Origin of the sequence: Haemophilus sp. HN_Hi08 (genome assembly GCF_049824455.1) — a bacterium.
Classification (GTDB): domain Bacteria; phylum Pseudomonadota; class Gammaproteobacteria; order Enterobacterales; family Pasteurellaceae; genus Haemophilus; species Haemophilus influenzae_D.
Genome location: NZ_CP187493.1, coordinates 1,245,678 through 1,266,699 on the forward strand (window position 1 = coordinate 1,245,678; position 21,022 = coordinate 1,266,699).

Sequence of the window (21,022 nt, forward strand, 5' to 3'; positions counted from 1 at the left end):
TTTGCTAGATCAAATTTGATCTTAGACAAATTAAATTTATCTAACTTTATTGAGTTAGATTAATTGCAGGTTAGTTTTCGTTAGCATTGAAATTTATTCATTAATTAATGCAAGTTTGGCACGCTGCTTGGAACATCCATACTAATTTTTCTTGTTCTTTAATATAGTCACTCATTTGTGATGCAGTACCTTCATCATTAGCGTTATTTGCAAAAGAAAGAATTTCACGTTGTTGATCTAGTAATGTTTTTAGACCTTGTAATGTGCTTGATAAACATTCTTGTGCTTCACTTACTGCAATATCTTCTTTAATTCGAGATATTTTTAAGTATTGGCTGTAAGCATTATTTGGTGTGTAACCTAAAGTTAAAATACGTTCAGCCACTTCATCAACTCTAGCAATTAAATTAGTATAAATTTCTTCAAATTTTGCGTGTAATGCAAAGAAGTTTACACCTTTAATGTTCCAGTGATAGCCTCGCACATTAGTATAGAAAACTTGGTAGGTTGCAAGTAATTCGTTAAGTTTATTGGCTAATTCTGCTGACTGAACTTTATCTAGTCCGATTGATGTTTTTGACATAATAATTTCCTTTTTCTAGTTGAATAATTGAGCTAACGCCCTCCCTTTGGTATGGGTATTATACGTTTCTATAATTTGCAGTGAAATTGTTCTATTCAATATAATTGATAGCCTTAGCCTTATTTGTTAATAAATTGTAATAAATAGAAGCTATCAAAATAAGTGATCAAGATCACAGTTTTAATGAATATTTAATCAAACTATCGCAGCTAACAGTAAATTTTGATTTAATAAGTACAGTTATAATTTTTAATATTTTTTCTAAGGATATGTTATGCAAGAACTTATTAAGCACGCCTTGCCACAAGATGATGCACTCAATCAAGCTATTGTGAATGAACTTCGTTCACAAAGTTGGGCTGGTTTTTTAAATTATTCCCAAGTGCAACTGCTTTGTCGTAATTTTGAACTTACATCACTAAAATTAGCTATGCACTTGTTGCCACTTGCCGCAAGTTATAGTCATACTGCTATTTCTCATTTTAATGTGGGGGCAGTTGCTATTGGCGAACAAGGGGATTTTTATTTTGGTGCGAATCAAGAATTTGCTAATTCAGCCATTCAGCAAACGATTCACGCGGAACAAAGTGCAATTTCTCACGCTTGGTTGCGTAATGAACGCCGTATTTCAGATATGGTGGTCAATTATACGCCGTGTGGGCATTGTCGTCAATTTATGAATGAATTGCACGGTGCTGAAAAAATTTCAATTCATTTGCCACATAGCCAAAATAATCCGTTACATTCTTATTTACCTGATGCTTTTGGACCAAAAGATCTCGATATTGCGGCGCATCTTTTAGCGGAAGAAAATCATCATTTAGTTGCAGATCATCAAGATGATTTGGTTAATCAAGCTATTTTGGCGGCAAATCAATCTCATTGTCCTTATTCAAATAGTCCGCACGGCATTGCGATTTTATTTAAAAATGGAGATGTGGTAACAGGACGTTATGCAGAAAATGCTGCATTTAATCCGAGTTTGCCAGCATTGCAAACTGCACTTAATTTTGCGTATTTAAATGATAAAAAATTGACTGATATTGAGCGAATTGTGATGGCTGAAAAAGCATTAAAACTGAGCCATAAAACGATGGCTGAAACCTTATTATCTACATTAACTTCAGTAGAGTTAGCGTATTATTCGTTGTAAATATGAAACGCAAAGTAAAATAAAAAAAGGGATTAATCCCTTTTTTATTTATTCGCTAAAATTACCGCTCTTTTCGGTGCTTGATAACCTTCAATGGTTTTACTGTGATCATTTGGATCTAAGAAATCAATTAGGCTTTCATTTTCTAACCAATCAGTTTTACGCTGTTCTTCCAATGTGGTTGTCGCTACATCAACACAACGCACATTGGTAAAGCCAACTTTTTCTAGCCAGTTGATTAGTGCGGCGACAGAGGGGATAAAATAAACATTTTTCATTTTCGCATAGCGATCTGCTGGTACAAGCACAGTATTTACATCGCCATCCACCACTAAGGTTTCTAATACCAATTCGCCACCTTTTACCAATTGATTTTTCAGCTGGCTTAAATGATCTAATGGGGATTTACGATGATAGAGTATCCCCATTGAAAATACAGTATCAAATGCCGCTAATGGTTGCATTTGCTCAATACCAAGTGGGATAAGATTTGCTCGACGATCATTATTAAGCAGCTTGCGTACGGCTTCAAATTGGCAAAGGAAAAGCTCGGTAGGATCAATCCCCACTACCATTTTTGTGCCTTCGCCTACCATTCTCCACATATGATAACCGCTGCCACAGCCCACATCTAAAATAGTGCGGCCTTGCAGTGGAGCTAAATGAGGAAGAACACGATCCCATTTAAAATCTGAACGCCATTCACAATCAATATGAATGCCAAAAAGATGATAAGGCCCTTTTCGCCACGGCATTAATTGCTTTAAATGATGGATAATTCGTTGTTTTTCTCCTGTTGAAAGGGGAAAAGTGCGGTCAGATTTTACCGCACTTTTTAGATCGATTTTGTCAGCTTGTAAATCAGGCAAAAAATCAACAATTTTGCTCCATTTAGCATAATCAGCGTGAGTTTGATTTTCCCACTCTTTTAATTGGCGCGGTAAGGTTTCTAACCAGTCTGATAAATTTGTGGTCGCAATTTGTTGATAAAAAGGGCGAAAGTCGATCATTTTGCTTCCTTATAGGCCTTTTCTGCTTTATCAAAGGTATTAAGAATATCTTGTTCAGGTTTACTGGAAAGCAATGAAATAACAATAATTGCAAGGCTGGCGAAAGCAAACCCCGGGATCATTTCATATACTTTAAACCAATCGGTATCAGTTGGAATAATTTCTTTCCATGCAAATACTGTCACTGCGCCTACCAGCATACCTGCCATTGCGCCCGATGATGTCATTCGTTTCCAGAAAAGAGAGAAAAGTACAACAGGGCCAAATGCACTACCAAAACCAGCCCAAGCGAATTCTACAAGTTTTAATACTTTGCTGTTTTCATCTTGTGCGATCCAGATAGCAAATGCAGCAATCACTAAGACCATTATTCTGCCAAGCCATACGAGCTCTTTTTCTGAAGCCTTAGGGCGAATGAAACCTTTGTAGAAATCTTCTGTGATTGAGCTAGACGAAATTAATAATTGCGCACTTAATGTACTCATTACAGCGGCTAAAATAGCTGAAAGTAATATGCCTGCGATCCAAGGATTAAATAAAAGTTTAGCTAATTCAATAAAAACCTGTTCTGGTTCGCGATTAACTGTGCCTGCAATAGCTGGATTTGCAAAGAAATACGGAATAGCGAATAAGCCAATGCCAATTGCGCCTCCTAAGCAAAGCACCATCCAAGCCATACTAAGACGACGAGCTTTGATAAGTGATTTGACAGAATCTGCAGCCATAAAGCGCGCTAAAATATGCGGTTGCCCGAAATAGCCCAAGCCCCAAGCGGCAAGGCTTAATAAACCAAGTGGTGTGGTAGAAGTAAATAAATCCGTGAAATCTTTATTTACTGCAGCCTCAGCTTGTTCTAATACGGCGGAAAATTGAGCGGTATCAGTGAAACTTAATAACACAAAAACAGGGGTTAAAATTAATGCAAAAATCATTAATGTGGCTTGAATGGTATCTGTCCAGCTTACCGCAAGGAAACCTCCGATGAACGTGTAAGCAATGGTTGCCGCTGCGCCGTACCAAAGTGCGGTAGAATATTCCACAGAAAATATATTTTGGAATAATTTTGCACCTGCCACGACACCTGAAGCACAATAAATAGTAAAAAACACTAAAATAATCGTGGCAGAAACAAGTTTTAATAATTTGTGTGATGAACCAAAACGATTGTGAAAATATTCTGGGAGAGTGAGGGCATTATTATTTAATTCTGTATAAACACGCAAACGACCAGCCACTAAAAGCCAGTTAAAATAAGCCCCGATAGTTAAACCAATAGCAATCCAGCCTTCAACTAAGCCTGATAAATATACCGCACCCGGTAAGCCCATTAAAAGCCAACCAGACATATCTGACGCACCTGCTGACATTGCGGTGACAAAGCTGCCTAAACGACGTCCACCGAGAATGTAATCTGATAAATTATTCGTGTAATAATAGGCGAGTACGCCAATCAGTAACATTCCGAAAATATAAATAGTAAAAGTAATAAGAGTTGGGTCTAATCCAAACATTTTATAAGTCCAAAATGGGTTAAAATTTCAGAAAGGGTGCATTTTACCTTATTTCGGGCTATTATTCTATTTAGACTAAATATTTGATGAAATTTAAGAAATTAGGAATATAAAATGGATGCTGTCGAGTTATTGATGAACGTAACGCCTAACGAAACACGCATTGCGCTAGTCGAAACAGGAATGTTGCGCGAAGTGCATATTGAACGCCAAGCCAAACGAGGAATTGTCGGAAATATTTATAAAGGTCGTGTCACTCGAGTGCTACCAGGAATGCAATCTGCTTTTGTTGATATTGGTTTGGAAAAAGCGGCTTTTTTACACGCCGCTGACATTGTATCTCACACGGAATGTGTAGATGAAAATGAACAAAAGCAATTTAAAGTTAAGAGCATTTCAGAATTAGTACGTGAAGGGCAGGATATTGTTGTACAAGTGGTTAAAGATCCCCTTGGTACAAAAGGTGCGCGTTTAACCACAGACATCACATTGCCATCACGTTATCTTGTTTTTATGCCAGAAAATAGCCACGTAGGCGTTTCACAACGTATTGAAAGCGAAGAAGAACGCGCCCGTTTAAAAGCATTAGTTGAACCATTTTGTGATGAACTTGGCGGTTTCATTATTCGTACCGCCACAGAAGGAGCAAGCGAAGAAGAATTGCGTCAAGATGCTGAATTTTTAAAACGCTTATGGCGTAAAGTCTTAGAGCGTAAATCTAAATATCCAACCAAATCAAAAATTTACGGAGAGCCTGCACTTCCACAACGTATTTTGCGCGATTTTATCGGCACAAACTTAGAAAAAATTCGTATCGACTCTAAACTTTGCTTTGGCGAAGTGAAAGAGTTTACCGATGAATTTATGCCTGAACTAAGCGATAAACTTGTGCTTTATTCTGGCAACCAACCTATCTTTGATGTGTATGGAGTTGAAAATGCGATCCAAACAGCGCTAGATAAACGTGTTAATCTCAAATCGGGTGGCTATTTAATTATCGAGCAAACGGAAGCCATGACCACCATTGATATTAATACAGGTGCATTTGTAGGGCATCGTAATCTAGAAGAAACCATCTTCAATACCAATATTGAAGCAACTAAAGCCATCGCGCAGCAACTCCAACTACGTAATCTTGGCGGCATTATCATTATTGATTTTATTGATATGCAAACAGATGAACACCGCAATCGAGTACTAGAATCTTTATGTGATGTGCTTTCTAAAGATCGTGTGAAAACCAATGTGAATGGGTTTACGCAATTAGGTCTTGTAGAAATGACCCGTAAAAGAACCCGCGAAAGTCTTGAACACGTGCTATGTGATGAATGTCCAACGTGCCATGGCCGCGGTCGAGTGAAAACTGTTGAGACTGTTTGCTACGAAATTATGCGTGAAATTATTCGGGTTTATCATTTATTCAGCAGCGAACAATTTGTTGTTTATGCCTCGCCAGCGGTTTCCGAATATCTTATTAATGAAGAATCTCACGGTTTGCTACCAGAAGTGGAAATGTTTATTGGCAAACGCGTTCAAGTGAAAACTGAGAAATTTTATAATCAAGAACAGTTTGATGTGGTTGTTATGTAAATGCTGCTTCAACAAAGTGCGGTAAAAATTTTTAAGATTTTCACCGCACTTTTTATGTATAAAAACAATATTTCCTTTATATCTTAATCTATATGACGTAAAATTGAGTATCTTTTATTTAATATAGTGAGGATCTAAATATGTTTTTATATAATTCTGTAAACAAACAATACTAGTCTTTTCTTCCCATCTTGTACAATAACTACAGCTCTCTCCATTATTGGTGGAATATTCACTAATCCAGCTTTAGCAGATACTTCTCCCCCTGCCACTTCAAATACTAACTTCTCAGAAAATTTTGGAATGAAAGATATTAGTACATCTGATAGTACGAGCAATAACAATATCATTATCGGTAATTTAAAAACTAATAAAATTAATGATGTTAAAGGTACTGATACTTCTAATCCTAAATTATCTCACGCAACTAATAATTTAATCGTTGGCGATAACAACACTTTAACGGGTAATAGTACGGTAGTTGTAGGGCTTAGTAATAATGCAACAGGCATTTCTTATGGTGGGGGTAATGGTAATTTACAGGTTTATGGTTTGAGTAATACAGTAAAAGGTGCTTCAAGCCAGGTGTTTGGGCAAGGAAATGAAGTGTATGGTGTCTATCACACTGTGTCTGGTTATGGTAATAACGTAGGCAAATCTAGTGATGGTATAAGTGATAATCGCTACAATGTAGTATCTAGTTATAAAAATAAGGTGGAAGGTAGTCATAATGTTGTGTTGGGCGAAATGAATGAAGCGAAGAAAGCTGATAATACTGCGGTAGCTCATACAGTGGCGTTAGGATATAGCGTGAAAACACTTGGAAATGATGCGGTGGCAATTGGCAAGAAAACCGAAGCAAATATTGGTTCTACGGCAATTGGTGGAAACGCAAATGCTACAGGTAATTATTCGGTTGCGTTAGGGAAAGAAGGTGAGGCATCGAAAGCTATACAGTAGCAATTGGTAAGGGGACAAAAGCCTTAAAATCATCAGCCGTAGCTCTTGGAGATGGTGCAAAAGCTGAACACAGTCACAGCGTTGCATTAGGTTCTGACACACAAACAACAAGATCGAATGAAGTTTCTGTGGGTAAGGTTGGCACTGAAAGATACATTGCCAATGTAAAAACAGCCGAAAAAGACACTGACGCAGTAAATAAAAAACAAATGGATGATGGCGATAAACAGATTCAATGTAAAATTTTTCATTTTAAATTTCTTTTTTTGAGTGTAAAAATAGCTACCTTAGTTTATTAAAGGAAGTGGGTTTCATTTCTTACATAAGTTTTAAAGGAGTTAAAATGAATGTTATTTCTGATCTTGAGCTTCAGCAAATTCGCACTCAAATGCTGACATTTGCACAATTGCAAGTAAATCAAGCTGATCTTGCTGAAGATTTAGTACAAGAAGCTTTTTTAAGTGCATTCAAAAATCTTGATAATTTTAAGCATCAATCTGCATTTAAAACTTGGATTTTTGCGATTCTTAAAAATAAGATTATTGATTATTTACGTCAGAAAGGGCGGTTTGTTTTAGAAAGTGAACTTGAAGATGAAAATACCAATAATTCATTTTTTGATGAAAAGGGGTATTGGAAACCAGAACATTACCCGAGTGAATTACAAGGCGAAGAAGAAACGGTTTATTCCGATGAATTTTGGCTGATTTTTGAAACTTGTTTGACTTGTTTACCCGCCAAACAGGCAAAAATTTTTATGATGCGAGAGTTTTTAGATCTTTCATCTGAAGAAATTTGTCAAGAAACGCATTTAACTTCGTCTAATTTACATACCACCCTTTATCGGGCTCGTTTACAGTTGCAAAACTGTCTTTCAAAAAAACTTTAGGAGAGATTATGCGTTGTCGCCAAGCCACTCGAATGATTTCCGAATCGCACGAACGTTCATTAGATATACAAGAAAAAGTTGGGTTAAAAGTTCATTTAGTTACCTGCTCACGTTGTCGTCGTTTTCGAAGAAATTGCAAAACCTTAAGCGAGATGATGAAGCAATTTAGGGATGCCGAAAACCATCTATAGAATTAACTGATAGGTAGCAAAAAAATAAGCGGTTGAATTTGCAAAATATTTTACAGCTTCAACCGCTTATTGTTAAAAATACTTTATTTCACTTTTCTAATAATGAAATCATTTTTCTAAGCATTTCTAATTCTTTTTCTTTCTGCTCTAATAATTCATCTTTATGAATAAGTTGTAATTTTAATTTTTCAATTTCAAACATTATAGAGTGATCACCACTATAATAATTTGCAGAAGTATTATTTCCATTTTTATTCATAAAGAAGATAACACCTTTATCATTATCAACAAGATCAGATAAACTCACATTAAATATCTGAGCAATTTGCACCAATTTATCGTATTGTAGGCGAGTTTCACCTCGTTCAATCTTGGCATAACCACTTGGCGACATATTCATTTTCTCAGCCATATCTTCTTGCGATAATTGACGAAGCTCTCTCATCATACGAATTTTATCATGCATTCCCATCTAAATTTACCCCTTTCCAAATTGAGCAATTTTTGCCGAAATTAGGTGCTATTTTGTCCTTTTTGTTGTTGTTTTTAATGGTTAAACTTCCATAAAATTTACCCGCATTTACTTATGCAATTGATGTATTTTCACACATTTAGAGGTCTTAATCTATGAAAAAATTACTTATTGTAACTATGTTATCTACTTTAGCACTATCAGCTCAAGCTCAATGGTATGTTCAAGGCGATTTAGGTGCTTCAAAAATTGATATTACTCATGTAAATAGTTCAGACAGTTCATCTTTTACCCAACGAATTAGTGTTGGCTATGCTTTTGATAAGAACTTTCGTTTAGCCGTAGATTATACAAACTACGGAAAAGTAACTGCAAATTATGCTGATGTTGTAGATGTATCTCTTAAAGGTAAATCATTAGGCCTCACTGGTTTTTATGATTTTGACTTAGCCGATTTCAAACCTTATGTTGGTGTCCGTGTATCTGCCAATGAACCAGATGTAACTGCAAATGCAAATGCAAATGCAAATGCAAATGCAAGATATTATCGCATAGATTTTGTAAGCGAAACGAGCATAGGCATTGGTGCATTAGCTGGTGTTCAATATAAATTAACTGATAACGTTGCACTTAATACTAATATTGAATATAACCGTTTAGCCTCAGATGCTTCTGATGTGGGCGTTAAGGCTGGTTTACGTTTTAGTTTCTAATGGGTATTTTGTGAAACAGTTATTTGCAAGAGCATCAATTATAGGGGTAGCGTTATTACTTTCAGCTTGTGCAACCGTTCCTATGGCTTCTGTTGAAGAAAGTAATGCCGCCAAACAATTCAGATCTCCCGAAAAAGGAAATTCAGGATTATATATCTACCGTGATTCTTTTATAGGAAAAGCTTTAAAGAAAGATCTCTATATTGATGAAAAATTTATAGGTGAGTCTGCTCCTGATGTATTTTTTTATAAAACCGTTAAAGCTGGAGAGCATAAAATTTCAACTGAATCCGAATTTAGCAATAATGATTTAAACATTAAAACTGAAAGTAGTAAAAACTATTTTATTCGTCAATATATTAAATTTGGTGTATTTGCAGGCGGTGCAAATTTATAACAAGTTTCTGAAGAAGAAGGTAAGAAGGCTATTTCTAAACTAAATATGGCTGTAAGTCATTAAAATTCTGCTCTAACAACATCATTTTATTTAAACAAGACTAAGTCTATATTTAATTTAGACTTAGTCTTTTTTATCTAAAATTCCCCTCTTATTCCTACTACAATTCAAATTTAAGATAAAAAAATCTGTAAGAAATCCAATTCTTCGCCGTCTAACCTTATGTAACGTTAATTTTTACTTCATAAGGAAAAGCAATGAAACTATCAAAAACATTTCTATTTATTACCGCACTTTGCTGTGCAGCACCAACTTTAGCAATACAAAATTCAACATCATCATCTGGAGAACAAAAAATGGCAATGGAAAATACGCAAAACATCCGAGAAATTTATCTTGCTGGTGGTTGTTTCTGGGGTATGGAAGCATATATGGAGCGTATTCACGGTGTGAAAGATGCGATTTCTGGCTATGCCAATGGTAATACGGGGAAAACCAGTTATCATATGATTGGGCTAACCGATCACGCAGAAACGGTAAAAGTCACTTACGATGCAAACCAAATTTCGTTAGATAAATTGCTTAAATATTATTTTAAAGTGATTGATCCAACGAGTGTAAACAAACAAGGTAACGACCGTGGTAGACAATATCGCACAGGGATTTATTATCAAGATGGGGCAGATAAAGCGGTGATCGAACAAGCTCTCGCCCAGCTTCAAACCAAATATAAAAAACCAGTGCAAGTTGAGGTACAACCGATTAAAAATTACATCGTAGCAGAAGAATATCATCAGGATTATTTGAAGAAAAATCCAAATGGTTATTGCCATATTGATATTACCAAAGCAGATGAACCTGTGATTGACGAAAAAGATTATCCGAAACCGAGTGATGCAGAACTCAAAGCGAAATTGACACCGTTGCAATATTCCGTTACTCAAAATAAACATACTGAACGCTCTTTTAGTAACGAATATTGGGATAACTTCCAACCCGGTATTTATGTTGATGTCACTACAGGCGAGCCTGTTTTCTCTTCAAATGATAAATTTGAATCAGGTTGTGGCTGGCCAAGTTTTACGAAACCGATCATTAAAGATGTGGTGCATTATGAAACCGACAATAGCTTCAATATGCAACGTACCGAAGTGTTAAGTCGTGCGGGCAATGCCCATTTAGGACACGTTTTTGACGACGGCCCGAAAGATAAAGGTGGTTTACGTTATTGCATTAACAGTGCATCAATTAAATTTATTCCGTTAGCTGAAATGGAAAAGGCAGGATACGGATATTTGATTCAATCCATTAAAAAATAAGGAGATGTAGGATGTTAGATCAGCAACTCCTTATTGGAACTGTATTTTTAGCTGGGCTTGCTTCTTTTCTTTCGCCTTGTATTTTCCCGATTATTCCAATTTATTTTGGTATTTTGAGTAAAGGCGGTAAAAAAGTCCTAAATACTTTTTTATTTATTTTAGGGCTTTCCCTTACATTTGTCAGTTTAGGCTTTAGTTTTGGCTTTTTAGGGAATATTTTATTTAGCAATACCACACGTATTATTGCAGGGATTATTGTTATTATTTTAGGTATTCATCAACTTGGCATTTTCAAAATTGGTTTGTTGGAACGCACGAAATTGGTGGAAATAAAAACATCAGGAAAATCAACCGCACTTGAGGCATTTGTCCTTGGTTTAACCTTTAGTCTTGGTTGGACGCCTTGTATTGGCCCGATTCTGGCTTCCGTGTTAGCTTTATCAGGCGATGAAGGCTCTGCACTTTACGGTGCATCAATGATGTTTGTTTATGTCTTAGGGCTTGCGACCCCGTTTGTACTGTTTTCGTTCTTATCTGACAGCTTGCTCAAACGTGCCAAAGGGTTAAATAAACACTTAGACAAATTTAAAATCGGTGGCGGAATTTTAATTATCGTGATGGGTATTTTATTAATTACGAATAATTTTTCGTAAAACATAACCTCAACAAAAGAAATTTATAAAAGGAAAAAAGCAATGAAAAAACTACTATCAATATTTCTAATGGCATTCAGCCTAAACGCTTTCGCACAAACTAATTTGGCGGATGTGCAACTCAAAGATTTAAATAATCAGCCAGTTACTTTAAGCCAATATAAAGGCAAACCTGTGTATGTAAAAATGTGGGCATCTTGGTGTCCGATTTGCTTGGCTGGATTAGCTGAAATTGATGATTTAAGTGCGGAAAAAGATCGTAATTTTGAAGTGATTACCATCGTTTCGCCCGATCACAAAGGCGAAAAAGACACCGCTGATTTTATTGAGTGGTACAAGGGATTGGAATATAAAAATATCACGGTGCTTTTAGATGAAAAAGGCGAAATCATTGATAAAGCAAGAGTGCGTGGCTATCCGTTTAATCTCTTTTTAGATAGCGATCTAAACCTGAAAAAAACCGTACCAGGACATTTAGGTGCAGAGCAAATAAAAGTTTTTGCAGTGAAATAACGATAAAAAGCGGCTTATTTTAAGCCGTTTTTTATATCCCATTTTTACAGAGTAAAGACAAAATAGCTAAGATTGGCGTTTGTACATTGAGCATTTGGTAGATTGATAAAAAATATATATTATAAGCGGTATGATTTTATTGCTTGTATAAGTAATTTTTATTTTTACTGTAATATTTATTCAAATTATCTTTGAAAATTAAATAAAGTGCAGTGATCTACAAAAAGGAAAATAATGGAAGAAATTATTAACGGATTGCTTATCGTGCTTGTGCCGATGATGTTGGGGTATTTAGCCAAAATACAGAATCAAAATGCGTTGGCGTTCATTAATAAAATTGTGATGTTATTGCTTTACATCATTTTATTTATGATGGGGTTTATGCTCGGGCAATTAGAGAATTTAGAACAAAAATTGCCAATTATTGGTATGACGGCTTTGGGGCTATCCGCTATCATTCTGACTTGTAATATCCTAGGCTTGGCTATTTATGACCGCACTTTGCCTAAGCCTGTTAATTACTTACAGGGAGAATTGCCATCTCGTTGGCATTCGTTAGTGGACTCAATTAAATTATTAAGTGCGGTGATTATCGGCATCGTTTTAGGTTGGTTGTGCAATGATTGGTTGCATTTCCCACATGGTTCCAATCTTTACGTGCTTATTGCGTTGATCTTTTTTGTTGGAATTCAGCTTCGTAATAACGGCATTTCCTTGAAAGAAGTCTTATTAAATAAGCAAGGTTTGATGATGGGGGCAATTTTTACCCTAAGTTCTTTAGTCGGTGGTGTTATTTCAGCATTTTTTCTAAGTATGCCGATTACTCAAGGTTTAGCCTTTTCATCGGGATTTGGTTGGTATTCTTTATCAAGCGTCGTGCTGACAAATGCTTGGGGGCCGATGCAGGGTAGTATTGCTTTTTTCAATGATTTGTCGCGTGAAATATTGAGTTTATTTTTGATTCCATTGTTTATGCAACATTATCGCTCTACAGCTATTGGGATTACAGGCGCAACGGCATTAGATTGTACATTACCGATTATTCAAAAATCAGGTGGAATTGAAGTAACGCCTATTGCCATTTCTTTTGGTATGGTGACAAATTTATTACCGCCGTTGTTGTTAGTTTTTTTCTCGAGTTTTCCAATTTAATAGGGCGTGAATTTTAAGATAAAAGAAAAAGGGAAATCAGCTGATTTCCCTTATTTTTACTTTATTGTTATTTTTTCCAAATAACGTGAAATTCTCGATCTTCTTCTCGGTGAGAAATTAAGAATTTAGCAAAGACATCATCCATTTCATCTTGCTCATTGACTAAGCCCACCCACACTTCAGCGTATTCTTCAGGGTCAATCAGTACACCAATTTCTTCTTCCCAATTATCGGCGGTTTCAACGAATTCCACACCACCGCGTTCTTCAAATTGTAGGTTGAATAAAAGAATATCAGCAGGATCTAAATTTTCCCCAGCCATTTCTAAGAAAATATCGTAAGCAATATCAATGGCTGTATCTGGATCAAGTTTTTTAATTTCTGTTGTCATAATGTTTGTCGTAAAGGTTATGGTTAATAAAAAGTGCGGTTAAATTTTTTCTCTTTTTAAGCGTTTTATTCCACACTGGTTGGAAGTTTAATTTCTCGGATATTCATCGAAAAACCATCAATCATCAATAAGCGTCCACACAAATTCTTACCGATTTTTAACCGCACTTTAATTGCTTCTAAGGCTTGAATGCTTCCCACAATGCCGACGATTGGTGCAAGCACGCCTGCTTCAACACAGCTTAATATATTTTGCCCAAATAATTTGCTGAGATCACGATAAGTTGGTGTATTTGGTTCATAAGTGAAAACGGAAACCTGACCTTCCATTCGAATCGCCGCGCCAGAAATAAGAGGAATTTTTGCATTATTACATTGGCGATCCAATTGATTACGGATTTCTACATTGTCTGTACAATCTAAAACAATATCAAAGTGCGGAATGATTTCAGCCAGTTTTTCTTTATCTAATTTCGCATTAATGGTCTCTATGTTTATATGCGGATTAATTTGTTCCAGTGCAATTTTAGCTGACTCTACTTTGGGCATATTCAAACGTGCATCGCAGTGCAAGACTTGTCGTTGAAGATTCGAAAGAGAAACAGTATCGAAATCCAACAGTGTTAAATTCCCGACACCTGCCGCAGTGAGATATTGGCTGGCTGCGCAACCTAAGCCGCCAAGCCCAACGATCAGCATTTTGCTTGCTTTGAGTTTTTCTTGCCCATCAAAATCTATGCTTTTAAGAATAATTTGACGGTTATAACGCAATTCTTCTTCGTGACTAAGCTCGATCATTTGTTATCCTAATAAATGATTGAAAGGCTCAATTGTCACTGTTTCACCTGCAGTGACATTGCCTCGTTCTTGTTCTAAAACGATAAAACAATTGCTTTTTACAAAAGCACTAAAGAGATGAGAGCCTTGAAATCCTACTGATTGTACTTCAATTTGACCTTGTTCATTGATGTGATAAAAACCCCGTTGGAAATCTAAACGTCCTACTGCTTTTTTCAAATCCATTGTAGCAATGGCTGAAAAGTGCGGTGGTTTTTTCCATTGTTTTTGGCCTTGAAGTTTAGCAATGAGTGGCTGAACAAGTTGATAAAATGTCACTAATGCGGAAACAGGATTGCCTGGTAAACCACAGAACCAAGCGTTTTCTAATTTACCAAAAGCGAATGGTTTGCCCGGTTTGATTGCAATTTTCCAGAAATTTACTTGACCTACTTTTTCCAATACCGCTTTAGTGAAATCCGCTTCACCAACGGAAACACCGCCACTGGTAATCACTAAATCGGCTTGGCTTTGTGCGGCAATAAATGCCTTTTCAAATTCGGCTTCATTATCAGGCAATAGCCCTAAATCAATGACTTCACAGTTTAGTTTTTCTAGCAGTAATTTTACGGTAAAACGATTGGTATCGTAGATTTGTCCGCTTTGCAATGGCTTACCGACTTCCACAAGTTCATCGCCAGTTGAGAGTACGCCGACTTTTAATTGGCGATAGCATTTTACTTCTGCAATCCCTAGAGAGGCTAATAATGGCAAGGAAACAGGGGTAAGCGGTGAGCCTTGTTCCAATACCACATCGCCTTTTTTTACATCTTCTCCAATACGACGGATGTTTTGGTTTGGTTTAGGCAATTCACTAAAAGTGATGGTACCGTCTTCATTGAGTGTCACTTGCTCTTGCATTATCACGGCATCTGCGCCTTCAGGAATCATCGCGCCAGTCATAATTCTGACCGCACTTTTTGATGGCCATTCCCCTTGGAATGGATTACCTGCAAAAGATTTTCCTGCCACTGAAAGGGTTAAGGATTGTTGTAAATCCGATAAACGTACAGCATAACCATCCATTGCTGAATTATCGAAAGAGGGAACATTGATAGGCGAAATAATATCTTCTGCACAAATTCGATTGGTGGCTTCTTGTAAATTTAGGCTTTCAGTTTGAGTTGGGAAGGGAATCTGTTCGAGCATTTTCGAGCGAGTTTGATCCAATGTAAGCATAGAAAATCCTTATTTAATAAAATAAGTCGGTATTTTATCTCTAAAGACTTATTCATTCAAATTTGCAATTTTTATCATTTTACCATCCTATTATCCTTTGCTAGAATAGCCGATTATTTTTTTAGGAAAGACTATTATGAGCAAAATTTCACTGGATGCACTGAATGTAAGAAATGCCTTGATTGAGAAAGGCATTGAAACACCAATGATTGATCCAACACAGGCTAAAAATGAACGCCGAGAAAACATTGCAAAACATATGAATGAAGTGATGAAGCTGATTGGATTAGATTTGCGAGATGATAGTTTAGAAGAAACGCCAAATCGTTTAGCTAAAATGTTTATTGATGAGATTTTCAGTGGAATGGATTATGCCAATTTTCCAAAGATGACAAAAATCAAAAATCAAATGAAAGTCAGCGAAATGGTGCAAGTGAATGACATCACGCTAACAAGCACTTGTGAACATCATTTTGTGACGATTGATGGTAAAGTTTGTGTGGCGTACTATCCAAAAGATTGGGTGATTGGTCTTTCTAAAATTAATCGAATTGTCTCGTTTTTTGCGCAACGTCCACAGGTTCAAGAACGCTTAACCGAGCAACTTTTGACAGCATTCCAAACCATTCTTGAAACCGATGATGTGGCGGTATATGTGAAAGCGACCCATTTTTGCGTGAAAGCGCGTGGTATTAGAGATACAAATAGTTATACTGTCACATCTGCTTATGGTGGCGTATTTTTAGAAGATAGAGATACTCGTAAAGAATTTTTAGCCACAGTTCAAAAATAGGAAATGATAAATTGTAATCCGCACGTAAAATGTGCGGATTTTTATTTCGGGAAATTAAATATGCTATGTGCCATTTATAAAAGTAAAAAGAAGTTAGGAAGTTACCTTTATGTTGCTAATAGAGAGGATTTTTCTTCAGTTCCCAGCGTTTTACTCGAACATTTTGGTAAACCAGAATTAGTAATGATGTTTAATCTGCTTGGGCGTAAAGCATTACACAATGTAGATTGTAATGAAGTATTAGAAACAATTAAACTCCAAGGATTTTATTTACAAATGACAAAACAAGATGATGGTTTATTTAATAGCTTGAGTGAGATCAAATAATTTGTCTATTTCTAAGATAAAAAAGTGAAAATTTGCGTTATCTCAAATTATTAAATAAAAAATTCCTTTAAAATCCACCGCACTTTTTAAAGGAGAAAAAATGAGTAGTTTTTTTGTCGCAGGGACAGATACGAATGTAGGGAAAACAACAGCAGCACGCGCAATGATTCAAGCCTTGCAAGGGCAGGGCGTGCAAGTTGTCGGCTATAAACCCATTGCTTGTTGTGGAGAAGAGAGTATTTATCCTGTTGCTCAGTCAGAAAATACATCTGATTATGATAATTTTGTAAATGCTGATGTATTAACGCTGATGAATTCAACAAAAGAAAATGTGTCTTATCAGGATATTAATAGCTATACTTTTAGTCACTGTGCACCAATGCTCACACAAGATAAAATGCGGATTAAATTAGATAAAATTAATTGTGATTTAACGCGTTTGAATCAAACTTATCAATCTGTTGTGGTGGAAGGATCTTTTGGTTTAATGACACCAATGGCAGAAGGAAAAAGTTTTGCAGATTGGATTACTCAACGAAAAATGCCAGTAGTTCTTGTAGTTGGAATTAAAGATGGTTGCGTAAATCACGCTTTATTAACGGTAAAGGTTATCCAACAGTTAGGTGTACCTTTATTAGGTTGGATAGCGAATCGAATTAATCCATTATTAAGCCATTATGCAGAAATTGTTGATTTGCTTGTTGAACATATTGATGCGCCGCTTTTAGGTAAAATTCCTTATTTACATAAACCCGAAGAACAAGAATTAGGGCATTATTTAACGAATATAGATCGATTAATGTATATGCAAGCTGAATTAGTAAAATAACGAAGTGCGGTTGAATTTTTTTAGTTTTGTATAAGGGCGAAATATCGCCCTTATTTTGTGTTTGAAAAGAAATATATTATTGTGATAATTAAGGTCTTACACCTAACATATGACAGATAGCATAAGTTAATTCACTACGATTTAACGTATAAAAGTGGAAATCATTTACGCCTTCACGAGATAAAATTTTTACCATATCCATTGCAACACTTGCTGCTACAAGATTACGTGTAGTTGGATCATCATCCAAACCATCATAGGCTTTAACTAACCACGCTGGAATTTTCACATTAGTGAATGATGCCATTTTTTGGAGTTGTTTAAAATTAGTAACAGGTAAAATACCGGGTACGATTTCAGTATCAATACCAATTGATGCACAACGATCACGAAAACGCAGGTAGTTTTCAATATCAAAGAAAAATTGCGTAATCACGTGATTTGCACCTGTATCAATTTTACGTTTTAAATTAATCAAGTCTGCTTGTGCGGATTTTGCTTCTGGATGAACTTCAGGATAAGCGGCTACAGAAATATCAAAATCAGCGACAGAACGGAGTAATTCCACAAGATCTGACGCATAAAATGGTTTTTTTGCGTAACCTTTAGGTTCGTCACCGCGTAACGCAACAATACGGCGAATACCACTATCCCAATAATCTCTCGCAATTTGTTTTAATTCTTCAGGAGTCGCATCAATTCCAGTTAAATGTGGTGCGGCTTCTAAGCCAGTTTCTTGTTTAATGGCTTTCACAATGCCGTGAGTGCGGTCACGTTCTCCCGAATTTGCGCCGTAAGTGACTGACACAAATTTAGGCTTTAAGACTTTTAAACGATGAATGGAATCCCATAGAAGGGTTTCCATTTTTTCGTTTTTAGGAGGAAAAAATTCAAAAGAGACATTAATTTTTTTATTAAAATCTGCAATATGTTGATTTAATGTATCAATTTCTTTCGCGTAGCTCATAAGGCTTCCTTTAGGATTCTAAAATAGTATTTGTACAATAAAATAGGTTTTAATATGAGTCAATTTCAATTTATTCATTAAAAGTATGATTATTATTAATAATTCAATAAATGGATAATGATTGTTCGATAATAACTAATTTTTAGATCAAAACGTACTCAAAACTACCGCACTTTTGTTAGCAATGATTTATCCCATTTTACAACGAAAAAGAAAGTGCGGTAATTTTTTTGTGTATTTTTATAGAAAGATAAATGCGTGTTAAATAAATACAATAGATTTATTTTTTAGTGCAAAAAATTAGCATTTTATGAAAAAACGAGTATAATACGCCGACCCTGTAAATGTGCGAATTCCCATCGTACATTATTTTATCGAGATCACACTCGAAGGGGTGATGATTAAGATTAATGGTTGTGTTCATAAGAACACTGGGTATCAAACTAATTTTTGGTAATTAATTAATGAAAACTTTTGTAGCAAAACCAGAAACGGTTAAACGCGACTGGTACGTAGTAGATGCGACAGGTAAAACTTTAGGTCGTTTAGCGACTGAATTAGCACGTCGTCTTCGTGGTAAACACAAGGCTGAGTACACTCCACACGTAGATACTGGTGATTACATCATCGTTATTAACGCAGACAAAGTGGCAGTAACTGGTCGTAAAGAAACAGATAAACTTTACTACTGGCACACTGGCTATGTAGGTGGTATCAAACAAGCGACTTTCAAAGAAATGATCGCTCGCCGTCCTGAAGCAGTGATTGAAATTGCGGTTAAAGGTATGTTGCCAAAAGGTCCATTAGGCCGTGCAATGTTCCGTAAATTAAAAGTGTATGCAGGTGCTGAACACCAACACGCTGCACAACAACCACAAGTATTAGATATTTAATCACGAGGTTTAGAAAATGGCAGAGAATCAAAACTACGGCACAGGTCGCCGCAAAAGCTCTTCAGCTCGTGTATTTATCAAACCGGGCAGTGGTAAAATCACTATCAACCAACGTGAATTAGATGTTTACTTTGGTCGCGAAACAGCGCGTATGGTAGTACGTCAGCCATTAGAGTTGGTTGAATTAACTGATAAATTAGATCTATACATCACAGTTAAAGGTGGTGGTATTTCTGGTCAAGCGGGTGCAATCCGTCACGGTATCACTCGTGCATTGATGGAATACGATGAAACATTACGCCCAGCACTTCGTGCAGCTGGTTTCGTTACTCGTGACGCACGTCGCGTTGAACGTAAAAAAGTGGGTTTACACAAAGCGCGTCGTCGTCCACAATATTCAAAACGTTAATTTTTATTTTCGTTTCCAAAAGAAAAGCAGAGAGAAATCTCTGCTTTTTTATTATTTTATTTACTCTAACTTATTGATTATAAAACAATAAAAAAGATTATATTGGCAAATAGGTAATGCTTTATGGTAGAATATTGCCCCTTAAAAACCTAGAATATTTTTGGATCTTCGGAGGAATAAATGTCCAGCGCATCAAATAAACGTTCAGTAATGACCCTTTTTTCAAATAAAGATGATATTTATTGCCATCAGGTAAAAATTGTTTTGGCTGAAAAAGGTGTGCTTTATGAAAACGCAGAGGTTGATTTGCAAGCACTACCAGAAGATTTAATGGAATTAAATCCATACGGCACTGTGCCTACGTTGGTTGATCGTGATCTCGTATTATTTAATTCACGCATCATAATGGAATATCTTGATGAACGTTTTCCACATCCTCCATTAATGCAAGTGTATCCTGTTTCTCGTGCTAAAGATCGACTTTTAATGTTACGTATTGAACAAGATTGGTATCCAACCCTTGCAAAAGCAGAAAACGGTACAGAAAAAGAAAAAATTTCAGCATTAAAACAGTTAAAAGAAGAATTATTAGGGATTGCCCCAATTTTTCAACAGATGCCTTATTTTATGAATGAAGAATTTGGTTTGGTTGATTGCTATGTTGCACCATTATTATGGAAATTAAAACATTTAGGTGTGGAATTTACAGGCACAGGAAGTAAAGCAATTAAAGCTTATATGGAACGTGTATTTACACGCGATTCTTTTTTGCAGTCTGTAGGTGAGGCTGCACCAAAAAATTTAATGGATGATAAGTAATGGAATACAAAGCTTCCCCTAAGCGCCCTTATTTATTACGCGCCTATTATGATTGGCTAGTAGATAATAATTTTACGCCTTATCTAGTTGTTGATGCGACTTACTTGGGAGTAAATGTTCCTGTGGAATATGTAAAAGATGGACAGATTGTATTAAACTTGTCTGCTAATGCTACGGGTAATTTACAACTTACAAATGATTTCATTCAGTTTAATGCGCGCTTTAAAGGTGTTTCTCGTGAATTGTATATTCCAATGGGAGCAGCCCTTGCGATTTATGCTCGTGAGAATGGCGATGGCGTGATGTTTGAACCTGAGGAAATTTATGATGAACTTAACATCGAGCCAGATACTGAACAACCAACAGGTTTTTATGAAGCAGTAGATAAGCCTAAAAAACGAGAAGAAAAAAAGAAAACAAAATCAGTTTCCCATTTAAGAATTGTGGATTAAGAAAAAACGCGATGAAATTAT

26 protein-coding genes and 2 pseudogenes are annotated in these 21,022 nt (G+C 36.0%); 20 read left to right on the forward strand and 8 right to left on the reverse strand.

Going from position 1 to position 21,022, the window contains the following annotated elements:
• Positions 1 to 100: 100 nt before the first annotated feature.
• Positions 101 to 583, reverse strand: coding sequence for a Dps family protein (locus ACPT8O_RS06110; protein WP_021035272.1), 483 nt, complete (start codon positions 581 to 583; stop codon positions 101 to 103).
• A gap of 274 nt (positions 584 to 857) precedes the next feature.
• Between ACPT8O_RS06110 and cdd the strand changes: the two genes are divergently transcribed.
• Positions 858 to 1,736 (forward strand): cytidine deaminase, encoded by an 879-nt coding sequence (cdd, locus tag ACPT8O_RS06115; protein WP_021035271.1) that lies wholly within the window; start codon positions 858 to 860, stop codon positions 1,734 to 1,736.
• A 44-nt stretch (positions 1,737 to 1,780) separates the two neighbouring features.
• Here the strand turns inward: cdd and cmoB are convergent, their stop codons facing one another.
• Together cmoB and putP are read right to left on the reverse strand one after the other, a co-directional pair.
• Positions 1,781 to 2,746: a tRNA 5-methoxyuridine(34)/uridine 5-oxyacetic acid(34) synthase CmoB gene (gene cmoB / locus ACPT8O_RS06120; protein ID WP_021035270.1), complete on the reverse strand. Its 966-nt coding sequence runs from the start codon at positions 2,744 to 2,746 to the stop codon at positions 1,781 to 1,783.
• Positions 2,743 to 4,257 carry a sodium/proline symporter PutP gene (gene putP / locus ACPT8O_RS06125; RefSeq protein ID WP_021035269.1) on the reverse strand — a complete coding sequence of 505 codons (1,515 nt, stop codon included), beginning with the start codon at positions 4,255 to 4,257 and terminating at the stop codon, positions 2,743 to 2,745. Before putP ends, cmoB begins: the two co-directional genes overlap by 4 nt.
• Positions 4,258 to 4,371: 114 nt before the next feature.
• Between putP and rng the strand changes: the two genes are divergently transcribed.
• The 6 genes and pseudogenes from rng to ACPT8O_RS06155 all read left to right on the forward strand — a co-directional run bounded on the left by rng (position 4,372) and on the right by ACPT8O_RS06155 (position 7,887).
• Positions 4,372 to 5,847: a ribonuclease G gene (gene rng / locus ACPT8O_RS06130; protein ID WP_021035268.1), complete on the forward strand. Its 1,476-nt coding sequence runs from the start codon at positions 4,372 to 4,374 to the stop codon at positions 5,845 to 5,847.
• Between the two features lie 303 nt (positions 5,848 to 6,150).
• Positions 6,151 to 6,807, forward strand: a complete 657-nt coding sequence (locus ACPT8O_RS06135) for a trimeric autotransporter adhesin (RefSeq protein ID WP_021035266.1) — start codon at positions 6,151 to 6,153, stop codon at positions 6,805 to 6,807.
• 2 nt (positions 6,808 to 6,809) lie between these two features.
• Positions 6,810 to 6,899 (forward strand): annotated as a pseudogene (locus tag ACPT8O_RS06140) (hypothetical protein); the annotation flags it as partial.
• A gap of 36 nt (positions 6,900 to 6,935) precedes the next feature.
• Positions 6,936 to 7,106 (forward strand): hypothetical protein, encoded by a 171-nt coding sequence (locus ACPT8O_RS06145; RefSeq protein WP_228003454.1) that lies wholly within the window; start codon positions 6,936 to 6,938, stop codon positions 7,104 to 7,106.
• Between the two features lie 44 nt (positions 7,107 to 7,150).
• Entirely contained in the window at positions 7,151 to 7,696 is a 546-nt protein-coding gene (locus ACPT8O_RS06150) for a sigma-70 family RNA polymerase sigma factor (protein WP_021035264.1), read from the forward strand.
• 8 nt (positions 7,697 to 7,704) lie between these two features.
• The gene (locus ACPT8O_RS06155; protein ID WP_021035263.1) at positions 7,705 to 7,887 is read left to right on the forward strand and encodes a zf-HC2 domain-containing protein; all 183 of its coding nucleotides are present in this window, start codon (positions 7,705 to 7,707) and stop codon (positions 7,885 to 7,887) included.
• A gap of 88 nt (positions 7,888 to 7,975) precedes the next feature.
• On the opposite strand, the gene ACPT8O_RS06160 is transcribed toward ACPT8O_RS06155, so the two are convergent.
• A complete protein-coding gene (locus tag ACPT8O_RS06160; RefSeq protein WP_021035262.1) occupies positions 7,976 to 8,359 on the reverse strand; it encodes a helix-turn-helix domain-containing protein in 384 nt (127 codons plus the stop codon).
• A gap of 155 nt (positions 8,360 to 8,514) precedes the next feature.
• On the opposite strand from ACPT8O_RS06160, the gene ACPT8O_RS06165 reads away from it, so the two are divergent.
• The 6 genes and pseudogenes from ACPT8O_RS06165 to ACPT8O_RS06190 all read left to right on the forward strand — a co-directional run bounded on the left by ACPT8O_RS06165 (position 8,515) and on the right by ACPT8O_RS06190 (position 13,106).
• Complete coding sequence (locus tag ACPT8O_RS06165; RefSeq protein ID WP_265468889.1) at positions 8,515 to 9,072, forward strand: opacity family porin; 558 nt, start codon at positions 8,515 to 8,517, stop codon at positions 9,070 to 9,072.
• Positions 9,026 to 9,532, forward strand: a pseudogene (locus tag ACPT8O_RS06170) (DUF2846 domain-containing protein). Before ACPT8O_RS06165 ends, ACPT8O_RS06170 begins: the two are co-directional and overlap by 47 nt.
• A gap of 194 nt (positions 9,533 to 9,726) precedes the next feature.
• Positions 9,727 to 10,788, forward strand: coding sequence for a bifunctional peptide-methionine (S)-S-oxide reductase MsrA/peptide-methionine (R)-S-oxide reductase MsrB (msrAB, locus tag ACPT8O_RS06175; protein WP_011962126.1), 1,062 nt, complete (start codon positions 9,727 to 9,729; stop codon positions 10,786 to 10,788).
• An 11-nt stretch (positions 10,789 to 10,799) separates the two neighbouring features.
• Entirely contained in the window at positions 10,800 to 11,441 is a 642-nt protein-coding gene (locus ACPT8O_RS06180; protein ID WP_021035258.1) for a cytochrome c biogenesis protein CcdA, read from the forward strand.
• Between the two features lie 42 nt (positions 11,442 to 11,483).
• A complete protein-coding gene (locus ACPT8O_RS06185; protein ID WP_005662382.1) occupies positions 11,484 to 11,954 on the forward strand; it encodes a redoxin domain-containing protein in 471 nt (156 codons plus the stop codon).
• A 234-nt stretch (positions 11,955 to 12,188) separates the two neighbouring features.
• A complete protein-coding gene (locus ACPT8O_RS06190; protein ID WP_021035256.1) occupies positions 12,189 to 13,106 on the forward strand; it encodes a lysine exporter LysO family protein in 918 nt (305 codons plus the stop codon).
• Positions 13,107 to 13,173: 67 nt separating this feature from the next.
• Here the strand turns inward: ACPT8O_RS06190 and ACPT8O_RS06195 are convergent, their stop codons facing one another.
• The 3 genes from ACPT8O_RS06195 to moeA form a co-directional block, all read right to left on the reverse strand.
• Positions 13,174 to 13,497 carry an HI1450 family dsDNA-mimic protein gene (locus ACPT8O_RS06195; RefSeq protein ID WP_005641855.1) on the reverse strand — a complete coding sequence of 108 codons (324 nt, stop codon included), beginning with the start codon at positions 13,495 to 13,497 and terminating at the stop codon, positions 13,174 to 13,176.
• A gap of 65 nt (positions 13,498 to 13,562) precedes the next feature.
• Entirely contained in the window at positions 13,563 to 14,294 is a 732-nt protein-coding gene (moeB, locus tag ACPT8O_RS06200; protein WP_021035255.1) for a molybdopterin-synthase adenylyltransferase MoeB, read from the reverse strand.
• Positions 14,295 to 14,297: 3 nt separating this feature from the next.
• Positions 14,298 to 15,512, reverse strand: a complete 1,215-nt coding sequence (moeA, locus tag ACPT8O_RS06205; protein ID WP_021035254.1) for a molybdopterin molybdotransferase MoeA — start codon at positions 15,510 to 15,512, stop codon at positions 14,298 to 14,300.
• A 136-nt stretch (positions 15,513 to 15,648) separates the two neighbouring features.
• On the opposite strand from moeA, the gene folE reads away from it, so the two are divergent.
• The 3 genes from folE (at position 15,649) to bioD (ending at position 17,461) form a co-directional block, all read left to right on the forward strand.
• Complete coding sequence (gene folE / locus ACPT8O_RS06210; RefSeq protein ID WP_021035253.1) at positions 15,649 to 16,305, forward strand: GTP cyclohydrolase I FolE; 657 nt, start codon at positions 15,649 to 15,651, stop codon at positions 16,303 to 16,305.
• A gap of 60 nt (positions 16,306 to 16,365) precedes the next feature.
• Positions 16,366 to 16,632: a YcgL domain-containing protein gene (locus ACPT8O_RS06215; RefSeq protein WP_041175415.1), complete on the forward strand. Its 267-nt coding sequence runs from the start codon at positions 16,366 to 16,368 to the stop codon at positions 16,630 to 16,632.
• A 100-nt stretch (positions 16,633 to 16,732) separates the two neighbouring features.
• Positions 16,733 to 17,461, forward strand: coding sequence for a dethiobiotin synthase (gene bioD, locus ACPT8O_RS06220; protein ID WP_021035251.1), 729 nt, complete (start codon positions 16,733 to 16,735; stop codon positions 17,459 to 17,461).
• A gap of 88 nt (positions 17,462 to 17,549) precedes the next feature.
• Here the strand turns inward: bioD and metF are convergent, their stop codons facing one another.
• On the reverse strand, positions 17,550 to 18,428 hold the full coding sequence (gene metF, locus ACPT8O_RS06225) for a methylenetetrahydrofolate reductase (RefSeq protein WP_021035250.1): 879 nt from the start codon (positions 18,426 to 18,428) through the stop codon (positions 17,550 to 17,552).
• Positions 18,429 to 18,892: 464 nt separating this feature from the next.
• Here metF and rplM point away from each other — a divergent pair, with 464 nt between their 5' ends.
• The 4 genes from rplM to ACPT8O_RS06245 all read left to right on the forward strand — a co-directional run bounded on the left by rplM (position 18,893) and on the right by ACPT8O_RS06245 (position 21,001).
• Positions 18,893 to 19,321, forward strand: a complete 429-nt coding sequence (gene rplM, locus ACPT8O_RS06230; RefSeq protein ID WP_005628896.1) for a 50S ribosomal protein L13 — start codon at positions 18,893 to 18,895, stop codon at positions 19,319 to 19,321.
• Positions 19,322 to 19,337: 16 nt separating this feature from the next.
• Positions 19,338 to 19,730 carry a 30S ribosomal protein S9 gene (gene rpsI / locus ACPT8O_RS06235; protein ID WP_005631594.1) on the forward strand — a complete coding sequence of 131 codons (393 nt, stop codon included), beginning with the start codon at positions 19,338 to 19,340 and terminating at the stop codon, positions 19,728 to 19,730.
• A gap of 180 nt (positions 19,731 to 19,910) precedes the next feature.
• A complete protein-coding gene (gene sspA, locus ACPT8O_RS06240) occupies positions 19,911 to 20,549 on the forward strand; it encodes a stringent starvation protein SspA (RefSeq protein WP_005688426.1) in 639 nt (212 codons plus the stop codon).
• Positions 20,549 to 21,001, forward strand: coding sequence for a ClpXP protease specificity-enhancing factor (locus tag ACPT8O_RS06245; protein WP_021035248.1), 453 nt, complete (start codon positions 20,549 to 20,551; stop codon positions 20,999 to 21,001). Before sspA ends, ACPT8O_RS06245 begins: the two co-directional genes overlap by 1 nt.
• Positions 21,002 to 21,022 lie beyond the last annotated feature (21 nt).